Source organism: Alcaligenes nematophilus (assembly GCF_026344155.1).
GTDB classification, from domain to species: Bacteria; Pseudomonadota; Gammaproteobacteria; order Burkholderiales; family Burkholderiaceae_B; genus Alcaligenes; species Alcaligenes phenolicus.
This window is the reverse complement of record NZ_JAPKMZ010000001.1, coordinates 332,780-352,200: the sequence shown is the minus strand read 5'-3', so window position 1 is coordinate 352,200 and position 19,421 is coordinate 332,780. Positions and strand designations below refer to the sequence as shown.

19 protein-coding genes are annotated in these 19,421 nt (G+C 56.6%); 16 read left to right on the top strand and 3 right to left on the bottom strand.

Translation table 11 applies throughout. The features are described from left to right. Positions 1 to 2: 2 nt before the first annotated feature. Both OSH04_RS01640 and OSH04_RS01635 read right to left on the bottom strand, forming a co-directional pair. Complete coding sequence (locus tag OSH04_RS01640; protein ID WP_035272846.1) at positions 3 to 1,460, bottom strand: sensor histidine kinase; 1,458 nt, start codon at positions 1,458 to 1,460, stop codon at positions 3 to 5. A 10-nt stretch (positions 1,461 to 1,470) separates the two neighbouring features. After that, the gene (locus OSH04_RS01635; protein ID WP_003799515.1) at positions 1,471 to 2,160 is read right to left on the bottom strand and encodes a response regulator transcription factor; all 690 of its coding nucleotides are present in this window, start codon (positions 2,158 to 2,160) and stop codon (positions 1,471 to 1,473) included. 206 nt (positions 2,161 to 2,366) lie between these two features. On the opposite strand from OSH04_RS01635, the gene recA reads away from it, so the two are divergent. Further along, a complete protein-coding gene (gene recA / locus OSH04_RS01630) occupies positions 2,367 to 3,449 on the top strand; it encodes a recombinase RecA (RefSeq protein ID WP_266107817.1) in 1,083 nt (360 codons plus the stop codon). A gap of 137 nt (positions 3,450 to 3,586) precedes the next feature. Next, positions 3,587 to 4,081, top strand: a complete 495-nt coding sequence (gene recX / locus OSH04_RS01625; RefSeq protein WP_266107816.1) for a recombination regulator RecX — start codon at positions 3,587 to 3,589, stop codon at positions 4,079 to 4,081. A gap of 163 nt (positions 4,082 to 4,244) precedes the next feature. Here the strand turns inward: recX and OSH04_RS01620 are convergent, their stop codons facing one another. Continuing rightward, positions 4,245 to 5,165, bottom strand: coding sequence for a LysR family transcriptional regulator (locus OSH04_RS01620; RefSeq protein WP_009461778.1), 921 nt, complete (start codon positions 5,163 to 5,165; stop codon positions 4,245 to 4,247). A 117-nt stretch (positions 5,166 to 5,282) separates the two neighbouring features. On the opposite strand from OSH04_RS01620, the gene metE reads away from it, so the two are divergent. The 14 genes from metE (at position 5,283) to OSH04_RS01550 (ending at position 19,341) form a co-directional block, all read left to right on the top strand. Continuing rightward, positions 5,283 to 7,577 (top strand): 5-methyltetrahydropteroyltriglutamate--homocysteine S-methyltransferase, encoded by a 2,295-nt coding sequence (metE, locus tag OSH04_RS01615; protein WP_266107815.1) that lies wholly within the window; start codon positions 5,283 to 5,285, stop codon positions 7,575 to 7,577. A 272-nt stretch (positions 7,578 to 7,849) separates the two neighbouring features. Then, the gene (locus OSH04_RS01610; RefSeq protein ID WP_035272843.1) at positions 7,850 to 8,428 is read left to right on the top strand and encodes a DUF2889 domain-containing protein; all 579 of its coding nucleotides are present in this window, start codon (positions 7,850 to 7,852) and stop codon (positions 8,426 to 8,428) included. 84 nt (positions 8,429 to 8,512) lie between these two features. Then, positions 8,513 to 9,673 carry an ADP-forming succinate--CoA ligase subunit beta gene (gene sucC / locus OSH04_RS01605; RefSeq protein WP_009461782.1) on the top strand — a complete coding sequence of 387 codons (1,161 nt, stop codon included), beginning with the start codon at positions 8,513 to 8,515 and terminating at the stop codon, positions 9,671 to 9,673. A gap of 21 nt (positions 9,674 to 9,694) precedes the next feature. After that, entirely contained in the window at positions 9,695 to 10,576 is an 882-nt protein-coding gene (sucD, locus tag OSH04_RS01600) for a succinate--CoA ligase subunit alpha (protein WP_009461784.1), read from the top strand. 301 nt (positions 10,577 to 10,877) lie between these two features. Further along, positions 10,878 to 11,582: a TerC family protein gene (locus tag OSH04_RS01595; protein ID WP_035272842.1), complete on the top strand. Its 705-nt coding sequence runs from the start codon at positions 10,878 to 10,880 to the stop codon at positions 11,580 to 11,582. A 4-nt stretch (positions 11,583 to 11,586) separates the two neighbouring features. Beyond that, on the top strand, positions 11,587 to 11,712 hold the full coding sequence (locus tag OSH04_RS01590; protein WP_003799533.1) for a hypothetical protein: 126 nt from the start codon (positions 11,587 to 11,589) through the stop codon (positions 11,710 to 11,712). After that, a complete protein-coding gene (gene hemC, locus OSH04_RS01585) occupies positions 11,709 to 12,671 on the top strand; it encodes a hydroxymethylbilane synthase (RefSeq protein WP_239054338.1) in 963 nt (320 codons plus the stop codon). Before OSH04_RS01590 ends, hemC begins: the two co-directional genes overlap by 4 nt. A gap of 6 nt (positions 12,672 to 12,677) precedes the next feature. Continuing rightward, positions 12,678 to 13,478, top strand: coding sequence for a uroporphyrinogen-III synthase (locus OSH04_RS01580; protein ID WP_009461792.1), 801 nt, complete (start codon positions 12,678 to 12,680; stop codon positions 13,476 to 13,478). 24 nt (positions 13,479 to 13,502) lie between these two features. Further along, complete coding sequence (locus OSH04_RS01575) at positions 13,503 to 14,861, top strand: uroporphyrinogen-III C-methyltransferase (protein WP_035272840.1); 1,359 nt, start codon at positions 13,503 to 13,505, stop codon at positions 14,859 to 14,861. A gap of 3 nt (positions 14,862 to 14,864) precedes the next feature. Then, entirely contained in the window at positions 14,865 to 16,370 is a 1,506-nt protein-coding gene (locus tag OSH04_RS01570) for a heme biosynthesis HemY N-terminal domain-containing protein (RefSeq protein ID WP_035272839.1), read from the top strand. A gap of 28 nt (positions 16,371 to 16,398) precedes the next feature. Next, a complete protein-coding gene (gene ppa / locus OSH04_RS01565; RefSeq protein ID WP_009462201.1) occupies positions 16,399 to 16,935 on the top strand; it encodes an inorganic diphosphatase in 537 nt (178 codons plus the stop codon). Next, the gene (locus tag OSH04_RS01560; protein WP_009462199.1) at positions 16,932 to 17,627 is read left to right on the top strand and encodes a fumarylacetoacetate hydrolase family protein; all 696 of its coding nucleotides are present in this window, start codon (positions 16,932 to 16,934) and stop codon (positions 17,625 to 17,627) included. The genes ppa and OSH04_RS01560 overlap by 4 nt, the downstream gene beginning before the upstream one ends. 234 nt (positions 17,628 to 17,861) lie before the next feature. Continuing rightward, entirely contained in the window at positions 17,862 to 18,365 is a 504-nt protein-coding gene (locus OSH04_RS01555; protein WP_035272837.1) for a sigma-70 family RNA polymerase sigma factor, read from the top strand. Positions 18,366 to 18,372: 7 nt separating this feature from the next. Further along, positions 18,373 to 19,341, top strand: coding sequence for a FecR domain-containing protein (locus OSH04_RS01550; RefSeq protein WP_266107814.1), 969 nt, complete (start codon positions 18,373 to 18,375; stop codon positions 19,339 to 19,341). The last annotated feature ends 80 nt before the right edge of the window (positions 19,342 to 19,421 follow it).

Here is a 19,421-nt window from a genome sequence, read left to right as displayed (position 1 = left end):
GCTCAGGCTCTCCAAGGCAAAGACAGTGGGAAACTGACGCGCAAGCGCAGGCCGCTTTCCTGGCCCCCAGTCAGTGGCATGAAGTCGATGGAGGCGCCGTGAATGTCGGCAATCTCCCGCACAATGGCCAGCCCCAGGCCACTACCGTCTGCCTGGTTGCCCATGATGCGATAAAAACGATCAAAAATTCGTGCTTTATGTTCCGTGGGAATGCCGGGGCCGTTGTCCTCGATTTCCAACCAGCCCTTGCCTTGCGTCTGGCCGGTACGCATGGTGATCCAGCCGCCAGCAGGGGTGTAAATCAGGGCGTTATCCAGCAAATTGTTGATCAGCTCATCGAGCAGGACCGGATCCGCTTGCAAGAGGATGGCTTTGGCCGTGTTTTCCAGCCCCAGATCCAGCCCCAGCTTCAAGGCATCGGGCACACGCTGGCCTACATGCAATTCAGTCAGGGTATTCAGGTCCAGGGTTTGCTTGGTAGGGGCGTACAGGGCATCGCTGCTTTCGGCACGGGCCAAGGCCAACATTTGGGTGACCAGGCGCGTGGCCCGGTCGGTGCCGCGTACCAGTTGTTGCAAGCTGGCTTCGGTCTGCCTGGGGTCGCGCTCGCGCAGGGCCAGTTCGGCTTGGGTGCGTATCCCCGCCAGCGGCGTTTTCAACTGGTGGGCCGCATTGGCCACAAACTGCCTTTGAGTGGCTGAAAATTGTGCCTGCTGGGCCAGGAGTCCATTCATGGCATCAATCAGCGGCACAATTTCGGCAGGTGCTTGCTCTTGATCTACCGGCGATAAATCACCGGGAGCACGAGCACGCAAGCGCGCTTGCAGCAGGTTCAGCGGCTCCAGGCCATGTGTCAGCCCCAGGCCCGCCAGCATGGCCGCCAACGGTACCAGAATGAATTGCGGTGTCAGCATCCCGATCAGAATTTCTCTGTGTAGCACCGCTCTATGTTCATTGGTTTCGGCAGCAACCGCCAGAAAGGGCGTGTCGTTTTTGTCCTTGCCCCCCCAGACATAGGCCAGCCGCAGGCTTTGATCATCCAGAATAACGTCCCGGTAGCGCAGTAGGTCGGTGTCATATCCCCAACTGTCGGGAACCGGCAAATTCGCGTTGCCAGCCAGTGGCTCGCCATTGGCATCGCGGATTTGCCATAGCGTAGGGGTCGGGCTTTCCTGACGCAAAATTGTCTGTGCCCCGTGCGATAAATGGATGGGCTGGCTCAGATCCTGATGGCTGATTTCCACCCGCAACAAGTCCAGGTGATCGCGCAAGGTGCGGTCGTAGGGGGAGTTCGCAATGTGCTGGGCGATGAAGTAGGTAATGACAATGCCTACCGTCCACAGCAGAAACAAAGGCCCAAAAATCCAGATCATGATCTTGTGGATGAGCGGGCGCGGTGCGACACGCTTGCTTTTGGCAGGCGCAGCCGTGTTGTGGGATGGGGGCGTAGCGTGCTGCATGGACGATCCTTTAGGCTGGAGCGTCTTCTCGCAGTTTTTCCGGTTCCAGACAGTATCCCAGACCACGCACGGTCAGGATGCGTACGCCGCTAGGCTCCAGTTTTTTGCGCAGGCGGTGGATATAGACCTCGATGGCGTTAGGGGTGACTTCCTCACCCCACTCACAGAGCAGATCCACAAACTGGTTCTTGCTGATCATGCGACCGCTGCGCGACAGGAAAATCTCCAGCAAGCTGGTTTCACGCGCCGACAGCTCCAGGGGCTGATTGTCTATATAAGCCATGCGACCTTTCAGGTCGAAGCTCAAGCGCTTGTGATGCAGCAAGGCGCTGCTGGTGCCGGTACTGCGACGCGTCAGGGCGCGTACACGGGCTTCCAGCTCGGTCAGGGCAAAGGGTTTGGACATATAGTCGTCCGCGCCCAGGTCCAGACCGCGCACGCGCTGTTCTACGGTGTCGCTGGCTGTCAGAATCAGTACGGGGAGCGTGTCCTGACGCTGTCGGATAGACTGCAGCACCGACAGGCCGGGCTTTTTGGGCAGGTCCAGATCCAGGATCAGAAGGTCAAAGCTTTGCAGCTGCAAGGCCGAGTCGGCGCTATCGCCATCGTGCACGACATCAACCGCATAGCCTTCGTAGCGTAAGGAGCGAGAAAGTCCATCCGCGAGAATACTGTCGTCTTCAGCTATGAGTATGCGCATGACCCTACACAAACAGATGATTGAATGGCTGTTCGGCATTGTTGCACAAGGCTGTAAGGCTGGTCAGTAGGGGATAACGATGGCGGCTAGTTAATTTATTTGAATATCTGTGTATATATACAGTATAATTTGATGCAATAATTAGGTTTGATTTTTAATTGCCGTGCCCGTCCGTTGGGGCGCCATTCCACAGTCAAGGATTTTTCATGGACGATAAAAACAGCAAAGCAGTGGCCTCGGAACGTTCCAAAGCGCTGGCCGCCGCTCTGTCGCAAATCGAAAAGCAGTTCGGCAAGGGCTCGATCATGCGTTATGGCGACGACAACGTCGAGCATGACATCCAGGTGGTCTCCACGGGTTCGCTGGGTCTGGACATTGCTTTGGGCGTCGGTGGTCTGCCACGTGGTCGCGTTATTGAAATTTACGGCCCGGAATCTTCGGGTAAAACCACGCTGACCCTGCAAGTGATTGCAGAGATGCAAAAGCTCAAAGGCACATGTGCCTTTATTGACGCCGAACACGCGCTGGACGTGCAATATGCTCAAAAACTGGGCGTGAACCTGAGCGATCTGTTGATCTCCCAGCCTGATACCGGCGAGCAGGCTCTGGAAATTACCGAAGCCCTGGTGCGTTCGGGTTCGGTAGACCTGATCGTTATCGACTCGGTGGCCGCCTTGACTCCCAAGGCTGAAATCGAAGGCGATATGGGCGATTCCTTGCCTGGTCTGCAGGCCCGTCTGATGAGCCAGGCCCTGCGTAAATTGACGGCCACCATCAAACGCGCTAACTGCATGGTCATCTTCATTAACCAGATCCGTATGAAGATTGGCGTCATGTTCGGCAACCCTGAAACCACCACGGGTGGTAACGCGCTGAAGTTTTACTCCTCCGTGCGTCTGGATATTCGCCGTATCGGTTCCATCAAGCGTGGCGACGAAATGGTGGGTAACGAGACCCGCGTTAAAGTGGTCAAGAACAAGGTTGCGCCTCCTTTCAAGCAAACCGAATTCGACATCATGTATGGCAGCGGTATTTCCCGCGAAGGCGAGATTATCGATCTGGGCGTACAAACCGGCGTGGTCGACAAGGCAGGTGCCTGGTATAGCTACGACGGCAACCGCATTGGTCAGGGTAAGGACAATGTGCGCGAATTCCTGAAAGAGCGCCCCGAGTTGGCCCGCGAAATCGAAAACAAAGTGCGTGAAAAGCTGGGCGTTGCCCTGATGAGCGCTGCTGTCAGCCGTCCAGCCGCTGCTCCTGTGGTTGATCCGGCCGAGGGAGAAGTCTGATTTTTCCCCCAGAGTTCGATGACGAACCCTTTGAGACAGACCCGGAGGAAATCCGGGAACGTAAACAAGCTCAAAGGGAGCGCGTTGCTGCGCTTTCTGCCCGGCCCACTCGGGCGGGCAGAAACGTAGAAGATAGCTTGGGCGACAATGCTCCTGCTGCGGAAAAGAAAGCCCCGTCCAAACGGCCGGGGCTGTCTCTTAAAGCCAGAGCATTGAATTTTTTATCCCGACGCGAATACTCGCGCCTGGAGTTGGGCCGCCGTCTGGCGCCCCATGCAGAAAGTGCTGAAGAAGTGGAAGCCTTGCTCGACGCCCTGGTCGAACAGAAATGGCTGTCCAACGAGCGCTTCGCACATAGTGTCGTCAATCGCCGTGCCTCGCGTGTGGGCACCCGAGTCATTCTGCAAGAACTGCGCCAGCATGGCGTGGATGTGGAACAGACCGAAATCATCAAAGAAGAATTGATGGCGACCGAACTGGAACGGGCCAAGCACGTGTGGAGCAAGAAATTCAGTGCGCCGCCCGATGATCCCCGCAGTTACGCCAAACAATATCGCTTCATGGCCAGCCGAGGCTTCTCGGGCCGTATCTTGCAGCAGATTCTGGGTGATTGGGAAGACGATCCGGCTTGAATAAGCCATCTACAATGTTTCGTTTTGCTGTGCCTATTGCTTGTTTGCTGCCGCCATTAAAAAACTTGGTCTCGCTCAAGTTGGCATGCACCCGCCCGCCAGCACTTTTTCTCTATCTATATAGAGGTTTCAGCAGCGTTTTGCCATGCCATTGCTAAATGGCTCAAGACTGCGCCGCCACAATCCCTTGCAGGCTTTTGAAGCAGGTTTCGCGTGCCTGTGCCAAAAAAGCCTGTACATAATCCGCCTGTAAATCCTCACTGCGTACCGTGGCGTAAAGCGTGCGCCAGACACCATGTTCTCCCAAGCGGCACGTGCGTATCGAAGCCGGGTTCAGGAACTCCGTCAACGCCCAGTTCGGCAAAGCTGTCACACCGCGCTGGCTGGCAACCAGTTGCACGATCATGGGCGTTAGCTCGGCCTGCCGAATCGCAGCGGGCTCCACATCGGCTGGCGTCAGGAACTGCGTAAAAATATCCAGACGATTGCGTTCTACCGGGTAGGTAATCAGAACCTGATCGGTCAATTGGAAAGGTTCTACATAGCGGTACTGCGACAAGGGGTGCTGGTTGGAGACAGCCAGCACCAGCTCGTAGCGGAACAGGGGTTCGTAATGGACAGCCGGATTGTCCTGCGGGTCCGAGGTGATCACCACATCCAGATCCCCGCGCATCAAGGCGGGCAAGGGCGCAAAGGAAAAAGCCGCGCTCAAGTCCAGCGTGACGTCAGGCCATTGCTGCCTGAATGCGTCCAGTGCTGGCATCAGCCATTGAAAGCAGGAGTGGCAATCAATGGCCACATGCAGGCGTCCCGTGCGTCCGGCGGCCAGTCTTTGCAAATCGCGCTCGGTGGCGCGTACACGCGGCAGGATGTCATCGGCCAGCGTCAGGATACGCAGAGCGGCGGTGGTCAGGCGGGCAGGGCGGGTGCGGCGGTTCAGCAATTGCACTTGAAGTCGCACTTCCAGGTCGCGGAGCTGGTGCGAGAGGGCGGACTGCGTAACATGCAGGCGCTCGGCAGCTTCTTGCAAGCTGCCGCTGTCGCGGATGGCGCTCAGGGTTTCGAGATGGCGGATTTCAAGCATATTGAGGAAAACTCATGATTAGCATGGTGTATTTGATTTTTTTTCAAATAAGTATACAGGCACAATAGATTTCAAGCGCCTGATACGGGCCTTTTATTTCTAATTTATGGGCTTACTATGACTATTATTCATAATCTGGGTTTTCCTCGCATGGGCGCGCAGCGCGAATTGAAGCGCTCTTTGGAAGCCTATTGGGCCGGTCAGGTAAGCCAGCAAGAGCTTTTGGAAACAGGCAAAGCCTTGCGCGCCCAGCATTGGGGTTTGCAAGGCAAGGCTGGGCTGGATACGGTGCCTGTGGGCGATTTTGCCTGGTATGACCAGATTCTGGAGTGGAGCACCTTGCTGGGAGCGGTTCCCGCCCGTTTCGGCCAGGCTGAAAATGCACCCGTGTCATTGGATACCTTGTTTCGCATGGCGCGTGGCCGTGCGCCCAGCGGCACCCCTGCCGCTGCTTGTGAAATGACCAAGTGGTTCGATACAAACTACCACTACATCGTGCCCGAATTCACACCAGGTCAAAGCTTCCGGATTGCCCGTGAATTCTTGTTTGAGCAGATTGAAGAGGCCAAGGCTCTGGGGCACAAGGTCAAGCCCGTGATTCCCGGACCCTTGACCTGGTTGTGGCTGGGCAAGGGCGATGCCTATGAGGGCTTGGCAGATGCGGGCAAGCTGGCCTTGCTGGATACTTTGCTGCCTGTGTATGAACAAGTGCTGGCCCGTTTCAAAGTTCAGGGTGTGGAATGGGTACAGATTGACGAACCTGTTCTGGTTCTGGATTTGCCTCAAGCGTGGCAAGACGCTTTCCGTCGCGTCTATCAAGGTCTGAATCAATCCGGCTTGAAGCTGCTGCTGGCGACTTATTTTGATGATCTGCATGAGAACGTCGCGGTATTGAAGGATTTGCCCGTGGCGGGTGTGCATGTGGATGCGGTGCGTGCTCCGGCTGCTTTGCAGGCCGTACAAGCGGTATTGGGGCAAGACCAGGTGCTGTCTGCCGGTGTGATTTCGGGTCGGGATATTTGGCGCATCGATCTGCAAAAAACGGTTCAAGCCTTGAAGCCCTTGAAAGCGGCTTTGGGCGAGCGCCTGTGGATTGCGCCATCCTGCTCGCTGCTGCATGTCCCTGTGGATGTGCAAAGTGAAACCGGCCTGGACGCTGAATTAAAGAGCTGGCTGTCCTTTGCGGTGCAAAAACTGGATGAGCTGAAACTGTTGCAAGGATTGCTGGATGGCACTTTGGACGAAGCGGGTCAGCAAGCGGTTCAAGCTCAGCAAGCTGCTTTGCAAACGCGCCGTGAGTCCAAGCGCACGCATAATCCTGCTGTACAAGCCCAGATGGCCAAGATTGACCAGCTCAAGCGTCAACGTACGCCCTTCGCGCAGCGTATCCAGGCCCAGCGCAACAAGCTGAAGTTACCCGCCTATCCCACCACCACGATCGGTTCGTTTCCTCAGACCACGGAAATTCGTACTGCTCGCCGCGACTGGCGTGGGGGAGCCCTGAGTGATGCGGCTTATGAAAAAGCCATGCAGGCAGAAATCGAGCAAGTTATTCGTTTTCAGGAGCGGATCGGTCTGGACGTGCTGGTGCATGGCGAGGCCGAGCGCAACGATATGGTGGAGTACTTTGGTGAACTGCTGGGTGGTTTTGCCTTTACACAAAACGGTTGGGTACAAAGCTACGGGTCGCGTTGCGTAAAGCCGCCTATTATCTTTGGGGATGTGCTGCGCATCACGCCCATGAGTGTGGCCTGGTCCTCCTACGCCCAATCACTGACTGATCGGCCCGTCAAAGGCATGTTGACGGGGCCAGTGACGATGTTGCAGTGGTCTTTTGTTCGTGACGACCAGCCCCGTGCCGATACTTGCCGCCAGCTGGCTTTGGCCTTGCGGGATGAAGTTTCTGATCTGGAACAGGCCGGCATTCGTGTCATCCAGCTGGATGAACCCGCTTTTCGTGAAGGCTTGCCGCTCCGTCAGGGTGATTGGCAGGCCTACCTGGATTGGGCGGTGGATTGCTTTCGCCTGTCCACCAGCGCGGTGTCCGATGAAACCCAGATTCACACGCATATGTGCTATTCGGAGTTCAACGACATCATGCAGTCCATTGCCGATATGGACGCGGATGTGATCACGATTGAAACCTCGCGTTCCAATATGCTCTTGCTGGATGCCTTCGAGAATTTTGAGTATCCCAACCATATTGGCCCTGGCGTTTATGACATTCACTCGCCCAATGTGCCTGATAAGGATTGGATGGTGCGCTTGATGGGGGAGGCGGCCAAGCGCTTGCCCGCCGACCGTTTGTGGGTGAATCCCGACTGCGGTTTGAAGACGCGGGCTTGGTCTGAAACTGAGGCTGCCTTGCTGGCCATGGTGGAGGCGGCCAAAGCATTGCGGGCGGCAGCCTGATTTGGTGCAGGCTTAAAATAAGCCGCTTGAATAGATTGACAGGGCAGGGCGCTGTTCGTCCTGCCACCCGATTTCCCAGGCTGGATGAAAACGACCGCCCGTCAGGTGGTCGTTTTTTTCATGCAAATTTGGTATACCGTAGGATCGACACCGCGTAGATCCTGTGTTTGGCCCGCTTGGGATGCGCTTACAGATTATGTAAGTGGCTGATACGGAACATACGAGGTGCGTTATACTTGATCAGTTTCAATCTTGCCGCCCCGTTCATATCAATGCCTTTGCCCCCGCCGTCCGTCGCCCGTGAACCATTGCATACGCGTACCATCACGGTAGAGTCGTTTGCACGGGAAGATGGCCTCTGGGACTTGGAGGCCTCGCTGCTGGATGTGAAGTCCTACGACTTTCCCATACGCAACGGCCAAACCCATAAGGCAGGTGATCCTGTCCACCTGATGCATCTGCGTATCACTATCGATAGCAGCTTTGCCATTGTGGATGCCGTGGCGGTCTACGATGCAGCCCCTTACCAGGACAACTGTTCGTCCATTGCGGACGCCTACCAGAAGTTGGTGGGCCTGAATTTGCTCAAGCAGTTTCGTCAGGGTGTCAAAGAGCGCTTTGGGCGTTCGGCTGGCTGTACGCACATGAGCGAGCTGGCACAAGTGTTGCCAACCGCCGCCGTACAGACCATGGCCGGACGACGTCGCAGCAGCGGGGAATCAGAGATTTATCGCACCGACAAGCAGCCTTTCCATCTGGATGGCTGCCATGCCTTGCGTTTGAGCGGTCCCGTGGTTGAGGAGTTTTATCCCGTCTGGTATCGACCTAAAGTCACAGACGGGGTGGATTAGTTTTTTGTTTTAGTCAGGTCTCGGGCTCAGGCCTGGAGTTCCTGCCTTCTTTTTTTATTGTGTTTTTAGACTGACAGGTATCACATGAAAATTCACGAATATCAGGGCAAAGCACTGCTTAAGCAGTTTGGCGTTGCCGTGCCACGCGGAATTCCTGCCTTCTCCGTCGATGAAGCGGTTGCAGCTGCGCAGGAGCTGGGTGGCTCTGTGTGGGTTGTCAAAGCCCAGATTCACGCCGGTGGCCGTGGCAAGGGCGGTGGCGTCAAGCTGGCTCGCTCGATGGACGAAGTGCGTCAACTGGCCTCGGAAATCCTGGGCATGCAGCTGATCACTCACCAAACTGGCCCTGAAGGCCAGAAAGTGGGTCGCCTGCTGATCGAGGAAGGCGCGGACATCAAGAAGGAATACTACGTCGGTATCGTTACCGACCGTGCTACCCAGCGCGTGGCCGTGATGGCTTCCAGCGAAGGCGGCATGGAAATTGAAGAAGTGGCCGAGCGCGACCCCGACGCCATTCTGAAAGAATTCGTGGACCCTGCTGTTGGCCTGACCAACGAGCAAGCCACCAAGCTGGCTCGCGGTATCGGCGTTCCTGACGCTTCTATCGAAAAAGCCGTTGCTGAATTCCAGAAGCTGTACAAGTGCTACACCGAAACCGACGCTGAACTGGCCGAGATCAACCCTCTGATCCTGACCGGCTCGGGCGACATCATCGCTCTGGACGCCAAGTTCAACTTCGACGGCAACGCTTTGTTCCGTCACCCCGATATCGTGGCTTTCCGTGACCTGGCTGAAGAAGATCCTGCTGAAGTTGAAGCCAGCAAGTACGACCTGGCCTACATCCAGCTGGACGGCAACATTGGCTGCCTGGTGAACGGTGCCGGTCTGGCCATGGCGACCATGGACACCATCAAGCTGTTTGGCGGCGAGCCTGCCAACTTCCTGGACGTGGGCGGTGGCGCTACGGCCGAAAAAGTTACTGAAGCCTTCAAGATCATGTTGGCCAACAAGGGCGTCAAAGCCATTCTGGTTAACATCTTCGGCGGCATCATGCGCTGCGACGTGATCGCTGAAGGCGTGATCGCTGCGTGCAAGGCCGTCAACCTGAACGTGCCTCTGGTGGTACGCATGAAGGGTACCAACGAAGAGCTGGGCAAGAAAATGCTGGCCGATTCCGGTCTGCCCATCATCAGTGCTGACACCATGGCCGAAGCGGCGACTGCTGTTGTCGCTGCCGCCAAGTAAGAAAAGGTTGAGGATTAGCAAATGTCGATTCTGATCAATAAAGACACCAAAGTCATCACGCAAGGGATCACCGGCAAGACCGGCCAGTTCCACACCCGCATGTGCCGTGAATACGGTAACGGCATGGAAGCCTTTGTGGCTGGCGTGAACCCCAAGCGTGCTGGTGAGGATTTCGAAGGTGTACCCATTTACGCCTCCGTGTCCGACGCCAAGGCTGAAACTGGCGCAACTGTGTCGGTTATCTACGTTCCACCCGCAGGCGCTGCGGCTGCCATCTGGGAAGCTGTTGAAGCTGACCTGGATCTGGTTATCTGCATTACCGAAGGCATCCCTGTTCGCGACATGCTGGAAGTTCGCAACCGCATGCGCGCTGAAAACCGCAAAACCTTGCTGTTGGGCCCGAACTGCCCCGGTCTGATCACTCCTGACGAGCTGAAGATCGGTATCATGCCCGGCCACATTCACCGCAAGGGCCGCATCGGTGTGGTCAGCCGCTCCGGCACGCTGACATACGAAGCCGTTGCTCAAGTAACTGAACTGGGCCTGGGTCAATCCTCGGCTGTGGGTATCGGTGGCGACCCAATCAACGGTCTGAAGCACATCGACGTGCTCAAGATGTTCAACGACGATCCTGATACCGATGCCGTTATCATGATTGGCGAGATCGGCGGTCCAGACGAAGTCAACGCGGCTTTGTGGGCTAAAGACAATATGACCAAGCCCGTTGTTGGCTTTATCGCTGGTGTGACAGCGCCTCCCGGAAAACGCATGGGTCACGCCGGTGCCCTGATCTCCGGTGGTGCCGACACGGCCGACGCCAAGCTGGAAGTGATGGAAGCTTGCGGTATTCGTACCACTCGCAACCCATCCGAAATGGGCAAGCTGCTCAAAGAAGTGCTGTAAATAGTAGTACCAGGGCCCGCTTTGGCGGGCTCTTTGTCTGGCTGCCCTGTGCAGCCGGGCAAAATTGGCCAGCCGGTTTCGTCAAGAAAAACACCACAACCCGGCGCATTCCTTCCCGAATCTGGCCAGCCTGATCATGCTCAAACGAATCAAGTAAGAAAAAGAAGCCCCGATGTTGCACAGGCTAGGATTAGTTTGCTGCTTTAAGGGGCGTTGTTGTCTTGGGACAGCCTGGCGACAGAAAAAGAACGTTTGTCCCGCGGCTGGGAAGAGAACTCACGTTTAGCTATACGGGAACGAAATGATTGAATTCCTCCAAACCCTGCATTGGGGTTCACTGTTTCAAATTGTACTGATTGATATTTTGCTCGGTGGCGACAATGCCGTCGTGATCGCACTTGCCTGTCGCAACTTGCCCAAGCAGCAGCGCATGCAAGGCATTTTGTGGGGGACCGCAGGCGCAATTATCCTGCGTGTGGTCCTGATTTTCTTTGCTCTGACCTTATTGGATCTGCCATTTTTGAAAGTGGTGGGTGGTCTTTTGCTCATGTGGATCGGTATCAAGCTGCTGATGCCGGACGACGACGCACACGGCAATATTCAAGGGGGCGGAACCATCTGGGCTGCCGTCAAAACCATCATCATCGCGGATTTCGTGATGAGCCTGGATAACGTGATTGCCATTGCCGGTGCAGCACAAAACGCGCACCTGGATCATCAACTGGGCTACGTGATCTTTGGTTTATTGCTAAGTGTCCCCATTATTGTCTGGGGCAGCACCCTGGTTTTGAAACTGATCGACCGTTTCCCTATTGTCGTCACCCTGGGCGGTGCCTTGCTGGGCTGGATTGCAGGCGGCATGCTGGTCACGGACAAGATTGTGGAAAATCAATTTGGCGTGCAGCCCCAGCCTGTTAAACTCGGGGTCGAGATTGTTTGTGCCTTATTAGTGGTGGCGCTGGGCAAATGGCTGGCGCACCGTAAAGGTTCTACCAAGGAAGCTTAGTTCTATGGCAATTTTTAAATCCTCCGACGCCAAAGGTCAGGAAAGCGGTTTGTCCCTGCTGCAAGGCTTAGGGATCCTGGCCATTATCGGTATTGTTGCTGCCGCCATCGTGCGCTATTTTGCTGCATGACCGCTGTGGCTTCTACTCCTCAGGAATTGGTTATTGCCACTCGTGCCAGTCAACTGGCCTTGTGGCAAGCCAAGCATGTTCGCGACCTTTTGCAGCAGCTATACCCGCAGTGCAAGGTATCCTTGCTGGAAATGACCACCCGTGGTGACCAGATTCTGGATCGTACGCTGTCCAAAGTGGGTGGCAAGGGCCTGTTTGTCAAAGAGCTGGAAACCGCCTTGCTGGATGGCCGCGCCCATCTGGCGGTGCACTCCCTGAAAGACGTGCCGGTGGTGTTGCCCGAGTCCTTTGACCTGCCCATCGTCATGGAGCGGGATGACCCACGCGATGCTTTTGTTTCCAATACTTATCCCAATCTTGCGGCTTTACCTGCTGGTGCCATCGTAGGCACTTCCAGTTTGCGCCGCGAGTCTCAGATTCGAGAGCGCTACCCGCACCTGGACATCCGTCCCCTGCGTGGCAATGTCCAGACCCGTTTGTCCAAGCTGGATCGTGGCGATTACGACGCCATTATTCTGGCTTCGGCTGGTTTGCGTCGTCTGGAATTGGCCGAGCGTATTCGCGATTACATCTCGACCGAAGACAGCTTGCCTGCCGCCGGGCAGGGGGCCTTGGGTATCGAGATCCTGAAAACTCGTACCGATGTGGCTCAATGGTTGGCGCCTTTGGCGCATTCCACCAGCCACGTATGTGCCTTGGCCGAGCGTGCCGTATCGCGTGCCTTGGGTGGTTCCTGTCAGGTGCCATTGGCGGCTTATGCCACCCTGAATGGCGAGGAGCTGAGCCTGAGCGGCCTGGTTGCCGAACCTGATGGCTCCACGGTGTACCGCGCTCAGATCACGGGTGCGGCCAAAGATGCGGAAGCCTTGGGTCTGTCGCTGGCGGAAGATCTGAAGCAGCAAGGTGCTCAAGCCATTCTGGATCGCTTGCTTACGGAACAGCCCGCAGAAGGCGAGTAAAGCGGCATGAATCTGCCCTGTGTATTACTGACCCGCCCCGCGGGACGGAACGAAACCCTGTCGGCTGCCTTGGCCGCGCAGGGTTTTTCTTCCTTGCTTATGCCCGCCTTGAGCCTGGAAGCGCAAAATCTGTCCGAAGAACAATGGCAAGATCCCAAGGATTTTGACCTGGTGCTCTTTGTAAGCAGCAGTGCGGTCAATTTTTACTTTGCGGCTTTGCAAGCGCGCGGCCAACGCTGGCCTGACAAGGTATTGCTGGCTGCTGTTGGTTTTGCTACCGCCGCCTGTTTGCGCGCCCAGCCGGGCGTTTCCCCAGATGCTGTACTTCACCCTGAAAATACGGATTCCTTGCAGGACTCAGAGGCTCTGTGGGCGGTGCTGGAGCCCCGACTGGCACAATTTGAGCGGGTTCTGATTGTGCGTGGTCATAGCGGTCGTGAATGGTTGGGACAGCAACTGGAAAATCACGGTATTCAGGTCCAGCGCCTGGCGATTTACCAGCGTAGCCCCGCCCAGTGGAGTACAGAGCAGGGCCGTCAAATTCGTGACAGTTTGCAGGCGGGCCGTCTGGCCGTGTTGCTCAGCAGTTCTCAAAGCGCCGATGCGGTTTTCGCCAATGTACAAAGCCTGGGTTTACTGGATGTTTGGGCGCAATGTGCCTATGTGGTCATACATCCGCGTATTGAAGAACATTTACAGTCCTTATTGTTGCAGGCTGGAATCGCAGCGCCACCAATGGTAAAAAGGTGTACGCCAGACGATGATGACATTGTCGCTGCCTTGATGGCGGTGCTCTCGCGCGATTAGCCTCACACGGATTACAATCTTGCCATGAACGATAAAACAGAGAACGCATCCGCAAGCGAACCGGAGACTCCCATTTCCAGCCCAGCCAATACAGCGGCTCCTCGTCCGTATTCCGAACCCAAAGACAGCACCACTGCGCCGCAAAAGCGTAAAAGTGGCGCGGGTCCGGCTTATGCTTTGACGGCTGTTGTGGTGGTGCTGGCCGCTGCCGGTCTTTGGTACCAGAATTCATTGCTGGAAAAGCATAAGGCCGAGCTGCAAGCCCAGCTGGCGACCAATATCAACACGACAGAGCAGGCGCGCCAAACCGCGCAGCAGGCCCTGGCCTTGGCGCAGCGTCAATCCGACAAGCTTGCCCAGTTGGAAAAATCCTTTAACGATTCCACCGAACAGTTTCATGATCTGAGCCAAGCCTTCCAGACCATGACAGACAGCGGGTCGGAACTGGTTTTGCTGAATGATATTGATCACCTGGCCACGATTGCGCAGCAACAGCTGATGCTGGGTGGCAATGTGGCCAATGCCATCGTTTCTCTGGAAGCTGCTCAGGCGCAATTGGCTCGTGCCAATCGCGTCGGTCTGGCTTCCTTGCAACAAACACTGAATGGCGATCTGGAACGCCTGCGCGCCGCTGCCACGGTGGACGTGGCCTCCTTGTCGCGTCAGCTGGACACCTTGTCGCGCTACGTCTCGGAAGCGCCTTTGCTGGTGCCGGATGACGTTGCCGGTGGTGCGAATACTGAAGCGCTGGACTTGCAGTCCGACGTTCAGGAACCCACGGAACTGGCCGCTGATGCCCCTTGGTGGGAGCGCAGCTGGAATACGGTGGAACAGTGGGGTAGCAGCGCCTGGCGCTCGGTCAGCCACGATCTGGGGCAGTTTGTCTCCATCCGTCGTGTCGACGATGCCGCCGCCTTGCTGATGTCGCCGGATCAGGCTGCCCGTCTGCGAGAGAACCTGCGTCTGCGCATTATGGCCGCCCAACTGGCCATGATGATGAACCAGTCCGCCGTCTGGCAGACCGAGCTGAACGCAGTCGCGACGGCGCTGGAAAAACGCTTTGATACGCAATCCGGTCAGGTTCAGCAGGCCTTGCGTCTGACCCGCCAATTGCAGGACACCCGCATCGGTGCTCGTTTGCCTACCGTGAATAACACCTTGGCGGCCATTGAGAGCCTGCGTCAGGCTCAGGCCGGCCGCAGTCAGGACAATGCCGACGACACCACGACCGAGCAGGGCGATACGGACCCTATTTTGTCCGACCCTCCTCAATCCACAGAACCTGCCAGCCAGGAGGAGCCCGCTGCTCCTGCTGCCGAACAGACTGAGTCTGCGACTCCCGCTCAATCCGAGACGGAACAGCCGGCTCAGGCGCAGGGGTAAGGTATGCGTACTTGGTTTTGGACTCTCATCTTATTTATCGCTGCGGTCGCGCTGGCTCTGGTCTTGCGTGAACACGCCGGTAATGTCTATTTGGTCACGCCGCATTATCTGGCACGTGCCTCGCTGACTTACGTGGTCCTGTGCACGCTGGGGCTGTTCATCGTGCTGTACGTACTGCTGCGCCTGTTGGCCTGGTTCAGCGATGGTCCGGAGCGTTTCCGCCTGTGGCGTGGTCGTCGCGCTCAACGCCGTGACCAGGCTTTGCTGGAAACTGGCTGGATCAGCATTCTGGAAGGTCGTTACGAGCAAGCTGAAAAAGACTTGATGAAGCTGATGAGCAAAACCCGCTCGCAGTCCAGCAAAGTCGTGGCAGGCTTGGCAGCAGCGCGTGCTGCGCATTACCAAGGTCAGATTGCTCAACGTGACGAAGCCTTGGCCGCCGCTCGTGCTGCCGCTGGCGATGATGCCCGTTTGAAAGAGGCCAGTGCCGTGGCTTCGGCCGAGCTGTACCTGGATCAGAATCGTACCGAAGAAGCCATCGAGCTGCTGCAGGATTTGCAGGATGCCAGTTCGCGCCACTTGCACGCCACTCGTTTGTTGTTGCGCGCCTATCGCCAGCAAGGTAATGCCGAGCGTGTTTACGAGTTGACTCGTTTGCTGGTGCGCCGCAGTGGCATCGAACGTCAAGAGGCACTGAACCACATCGAATTTGCCGCTGCTGCTCGTTTGCGTGTGGGTGGTGCTGAACAGTTCAAGGCCTTATGGTCGGATCTGAAGTCCGAAGAAAAGATCCTGCCCGGCGTCGCGCTGGAAGCTGCCCTGATTCAAGAACATGAAGGCAATTATGAAGAAGCCGGTCGTATCCTGGAGCCTGCGATTGCAGCCAGTTTCGACAGCCGCTTGCTGGAAGCCTACGCCCAGTGCCCACCTGAATATGTGGGCCGCCGCTTGGCCAAGGCCGAAGAGTGGCTGCGCAGTCAGCCCAACAATCCGGTCTTGCTGTCCACCTTGGGCCATCTGTGCCTGACCAGCCAATTGTGGGGGCAGGGTGAGCATTACCTGTTGCGTAGCCTGAAAATCCAGGGCGATCTGCGCAATCATGCTTTGTTGGGTAATCTGTACGACAGCCTAGGTCGCCACGACGAAGCCGTCTCTTACTGGCGCAAGGCCGCCTCCATGGCCGGCACCTTACCGATTCTGGCGGTCAGCACGGCTTTGCCAGCAGCCGATACTCGTCATGACCCTAGCCATACAGATGCAGACAGCCTGCCATCGCAGGATGACGACGATCTGCCGCATTACACCTATGCCGCCAGCGTCGTGGCCGAGGACCTGCCGGATCAGGGCCGTCCATTGCCTGTGGTGGCCGAGCCAGTGCCTCCTGCTGCCACGCCTTCGCAAGACAGCTTGAGCTCCTCTTCGGATCTGGATGATTACTTTGATACGGCTCCCATCCCTGGGGTCGATCTCTCTCAAACTTCGGATCGTCCTCGACGCTCCAACGATTAATTTCTTTTATTTTTAAAGGTTTGCACGAATGAGCCTCGCCCAAGTACCTGCTGGCAAAAAACTGCCCGACGAGATCAACGTAGTCATCGAAATCCCCATGAACTCGGACCCCGTCAAATACGAAGTTGACGAGAACGGCGTGGTTTTTGTGGACCGTTTCATGCTGACCGCCATGCACTACCCCTGCAACTACGGCTACGTTCCGCAAACCATTTCGGACGATGGCGACCCGGTTGACGTGCTGGTGATTGCTCCTTTCCCAATCCAGATCGGTGCCGTGATTCCTTGCCGTCCTATCGGCGTGCTGCATATGGACGACGAAGGCGGTGGCGATGCCAAACTGCTGGCCGTGCCTACCGACAAGCTGTACCCCCTGTACCGCAACGTGAAGTCGCCTGAAGATCTGCAACCTGAAGAGCTGGAGCGCATCAAGCACTTTTTCGAGCACTACAAAGACATCGAAAAAGGTAAATGGGTCAAGGTCAAGGGCTGGGACGGTATTGAAGCTGCCAAGAAAGAGCTGGTAGACGGTGCCAAGCGCTTTGCTGACGGCCAGGCAAAATGAGTACCGTCATTCCCGCACCCGCCGTTGCGGCCCTGAACGTACAGGGCAGTGAGCAGGTTTTTCCTGTACGCCGCATTTACTGCGTCGGCCGCAATTACGTCGAGCATGCACAGGAAATGGGCTTTACCGGTCGCGAAGATCCTTTTTTCTTCTGCAAACCGGCGGACTCCATCTTGAACGTGCTGCCCGGCCAGGTCTGCGACATGCCTTATCCCTCCCGCACCCAGGATCTGCATCACGAGATCGAACTCGTCGTGGCTTTGTCCAAGGGCGGGCGTGATCTGACTGTGGAGCAGGCTGCTGAATGTGTGTGGGGATACGCGGTGGGTCTGGACATGACCCGCCGGGATTTGCAGACGCAAGCTAAAAAAGCTGGTCGTCCCTGGGAAGTGGGCAAAGCCTTTGACCACTCCGCGCCGACCGGCCCTCTGGTCCCACGTAGCCGTATTGGCGAGCTGTCCCAAGGTGCTATCACCCTGGACGTCAACGGCGAGCGTCGCCAGACTGGCGATTTGAATCAGCTGATCTGGAATGTGGCTGAATCCATCGCTTACCTGTCGGGCCTGTTCGAGTTGTTCCCAGGTGACATCATTTTCACGGGAACCCCAGCCGGTGTCGGCTCGGTGGAACGTGGCGATGTGATGCACGGGGCGATCGACGGTCTGGGTAGCATAGAGGTGCGTCTGGTCTGATCCAGGTCTGAATAGCTGGTCATGAACCCGTCTGGAGAGCAGTCTCCAGACGGGTTTATTCATTGGGTCTTCTGATGCAAGGCGGGGGTGCGTCGTCATTTGCATGTCTGCCGTCTGACGGTCAGGCGTGTGTAGATGACGGTATATCTTGCCTGTCAGAAGTAATTTATTGATAATTGAGACTTATTCTTATTTGTCTCCCTGCCTGACTCCAGGCTTTCAATGAATACACCCATGTCTGACAAGCTATCCGTGATGACGGTTGAAACGCTCTATTGCCTTCATCATGGCTGGCTGCAGGGCTGGCTGCGCCGTAAGCTGGGCAATAGCAATGATGCCGCTGATATTGCGCAGGACACCTTTGTGCGCATTCTGACAGCACGCACATTTTCCCCAGGTCTTGGCAGTGAACCGCGTGCCTTGCTGACGCATGTCGCGAAAGGCTTGCTGGTCGATCACTGGCGCAGAAAGTCGGTGGAAGAGGCTTATCTGGAAGCCATTGCCCATCTTCCCGCTGTGCATATGCCATCCCCGGAAACCCGACTGATCATCATCGAGGCCTTGATGCGGATAGACGCCATGCTGGCCAGCTTGACGCCGCGCACTCGGGAGGTGTTTTTGCTGGCGCAACTGCATGGCATGACGCTGGCTCAGATTGCCGAGCATATGAAGATGCCCTTGATTACGGTGCGTCGCTACATCCAGAAAGCGCTGGTTGCCTGCGCGGCGGTTGCATAGGGCTAGCATGTCTTCATCCACGGGCACCATCCAGCACGATCTGCTGAAAGAGGCGGCCAACTGGGCCATGACCTTTCAGTACGACACGCCTTCAGACAGCGAGCGTCAGGCTTTCGAACAATGGCGCAGAAAAAGCCCGGCTCATGAAGAGGCCTGGACGCGAACACAGGCTGTATTTCATGTTTTCGATCAGTTGCCAGCGGAGATAGGCAAAGAGGTGGTGGAGAAGCTGGATCGTCGCCACAAACGTCGTCACACCTTGCGCATGCTGGGGACGTTGCTGTTTGCTGCGCCCTTGGGGATGCTGGCCGTCAGTCAGGCTCCCTGGCGTCGCTGGACCGCTGATGTGGCCACAGGAACGGGGGAGCGTAAACCTCTGGTTCTGCCTGATGGTTCCCAGCTGGTGCTCAATACGCGCAGCGCCGTGAATATTGCACAAAGCCAGACCGAGCGCCGACTCCATTTGCTGGCTGGCGAGATTCTGATTACGACCCAGCCGGACTCTTTTGCCGTTCCCAGACCTTTTCTGGTCGATACCTCCGCCGGACTGGTGCGTGCCTTGGGGACACGTTTCAGTGTGCGCCAACTGGATGGTGATACGTTCCGCGTGGCGGTGCTGGAGCATGCCGTCGAGGTTCGGCCTTTGGCGGGGCCGTCTCGTCGCGTACAAGCGGGTGAGCAGGCAGACTTTGATATCAGGGGCGTCAGCACGCCTCGTCCACTGCAAGACGCGGATGTGTTTTGGGAGCAGGGCATCCTGTTGGCCAAAGACATGCGGCTGGAGGATGTTCTGGCCGAGCTGGGGCGGTATCGCTCGGGTGTGCTGCGTTGTGATCCGACCTTATCGCAGTTGCGCGTATCGGGGGCCTTGTCCTTGAAGGATACTGATGCCGCCTTGGCCAGCCTGGCGGAGTCTTTGCCATTGCGCATCGTGACTTACTCATCATATTGGGTGGAGCTGGTTCCGCAGCTTTAAAGAGGCGCAACTCCGTGCGTTTGCTCAAGGTTTGAAAAAATTCTCCCATAAAGTGAGCACTTTTTTCGTCTCGTTCGGTG

Coding starts and splice junctions, on each gene's coding strand:
- OSH04_RS01590 (WP_003799533.1), top strand. CDS start 11,587: ATGGCAATTTTTAAATCCTCCGACGCCAAAGGTCAGGAAAGCGGTTTG.
- OSH04_RS01580 (WP_009461792.1), top strand. CDS start 12,678: ATGAATCTGCCCTGTGTATTACTGACCCGCCCCGCGGGACGGAACGAA.
- sucD (WP_009461784.1), top strand. CDS start 9,695: ATGTCGATTCTGATCAATAAAGACACCAAAGTCATCACGCAAGGGATC.
- sucC (WP_009461782.1), top strand. CDS start 8,513: ATGAAAATTCACGAATATCAGGGCAAAGCACTGCTTAAGCAGTTTGGC.
- OSH04_RS01635 (WP_003799515.1), bottom strand. CDS start 2,160: ATGCGCATACTCATAGCTGAAGACGACAGTATTCTCGCGGATGGACTT.
- hemC (WP_239054338.1), top strand. CDS start 11,709: ATGACCGCTGTGGCTTCTACTCCTCAGGAATTGGTTATTGCCACTCGT.
- ppa (WP_009462201.1), top strand. CDS start 16,399: ATGAGCCTCGCCCAAGTACCTGCTGGCAAAAAACTGCCCGACGAGATC.
- OSH04_RS01610 (WP_035272843.1), top strand. CDS start 7,850: ATGCCTTTGCCCCCGCCGTCCGTCGCCCGTGAACCATTGCATACGCGT.
- OSH04_RS01555 (WP_035272837.1), top strand. CDS start 17,862: ATGTCTGACAAGCTATCCGTGATGACGGTTGAAACGCTCTATTGCCTT.
- OSH04_RS01550 (WP_266107814.1), top strand. CDS start 18,373: ATGTCTTCATCCACGGGCACCATCCAGCACGATCTGCTGAAAGAGGCG.
- OSH04_RS01575 (WP_035272840.1), top strand. CDS start 13,503: ATGAACGATAAAACAGAGAACGCATCCGCAAGCGAACCGGAGACTCCC.
- recA (WP_266107817.1), top strand. CDS start 2,367: ATGGACGATAAAAACAGCAAAGCAGTGGCCTCGGAACGTTCCAAAGCG.
- OSH04_RS01570 (WP_035272839.1), top strand. CDS start 14,865: ATGCGTACTTGGTTTTGGACTCTCATCTTATTTATCGCTGCGGTCGCG.
- OSH04_RS01620 (WP_009461778.1), bottom strand. CDS start 5,165: ATGCTTGAAATCCGCCATCTCGAAACCCTGAGCGCCATCCGCGACAGC.
- OSH04_RS01640 (WP_035272846.1), bottom strand. CDS start 1,460: ATGCAGCACGCTACGCCCCCATCCCACAACACGGCTGCGCCTGCCAAA.
- metE (WP_266107815.1), top strand. CDS start 5,283: ATGACTATTATTCATAATCTGGGTTTTCCTCGCATGGGCGCGCAGCGC.
- OSH04_RS01595 (WP_035272842.1), top strand. CDS start 10,878: ATGATTGAATTCCTCCAAACCCTGCATTGGGGTTCACTGTTTCAAATT.
- OSH04_RS01560 (WP_009462199.1), top strand. CDS start 16,932: ATGAGTACCGTCATTCCCGCACCCGCCGTTGCGGCCCTGAACGTACAG.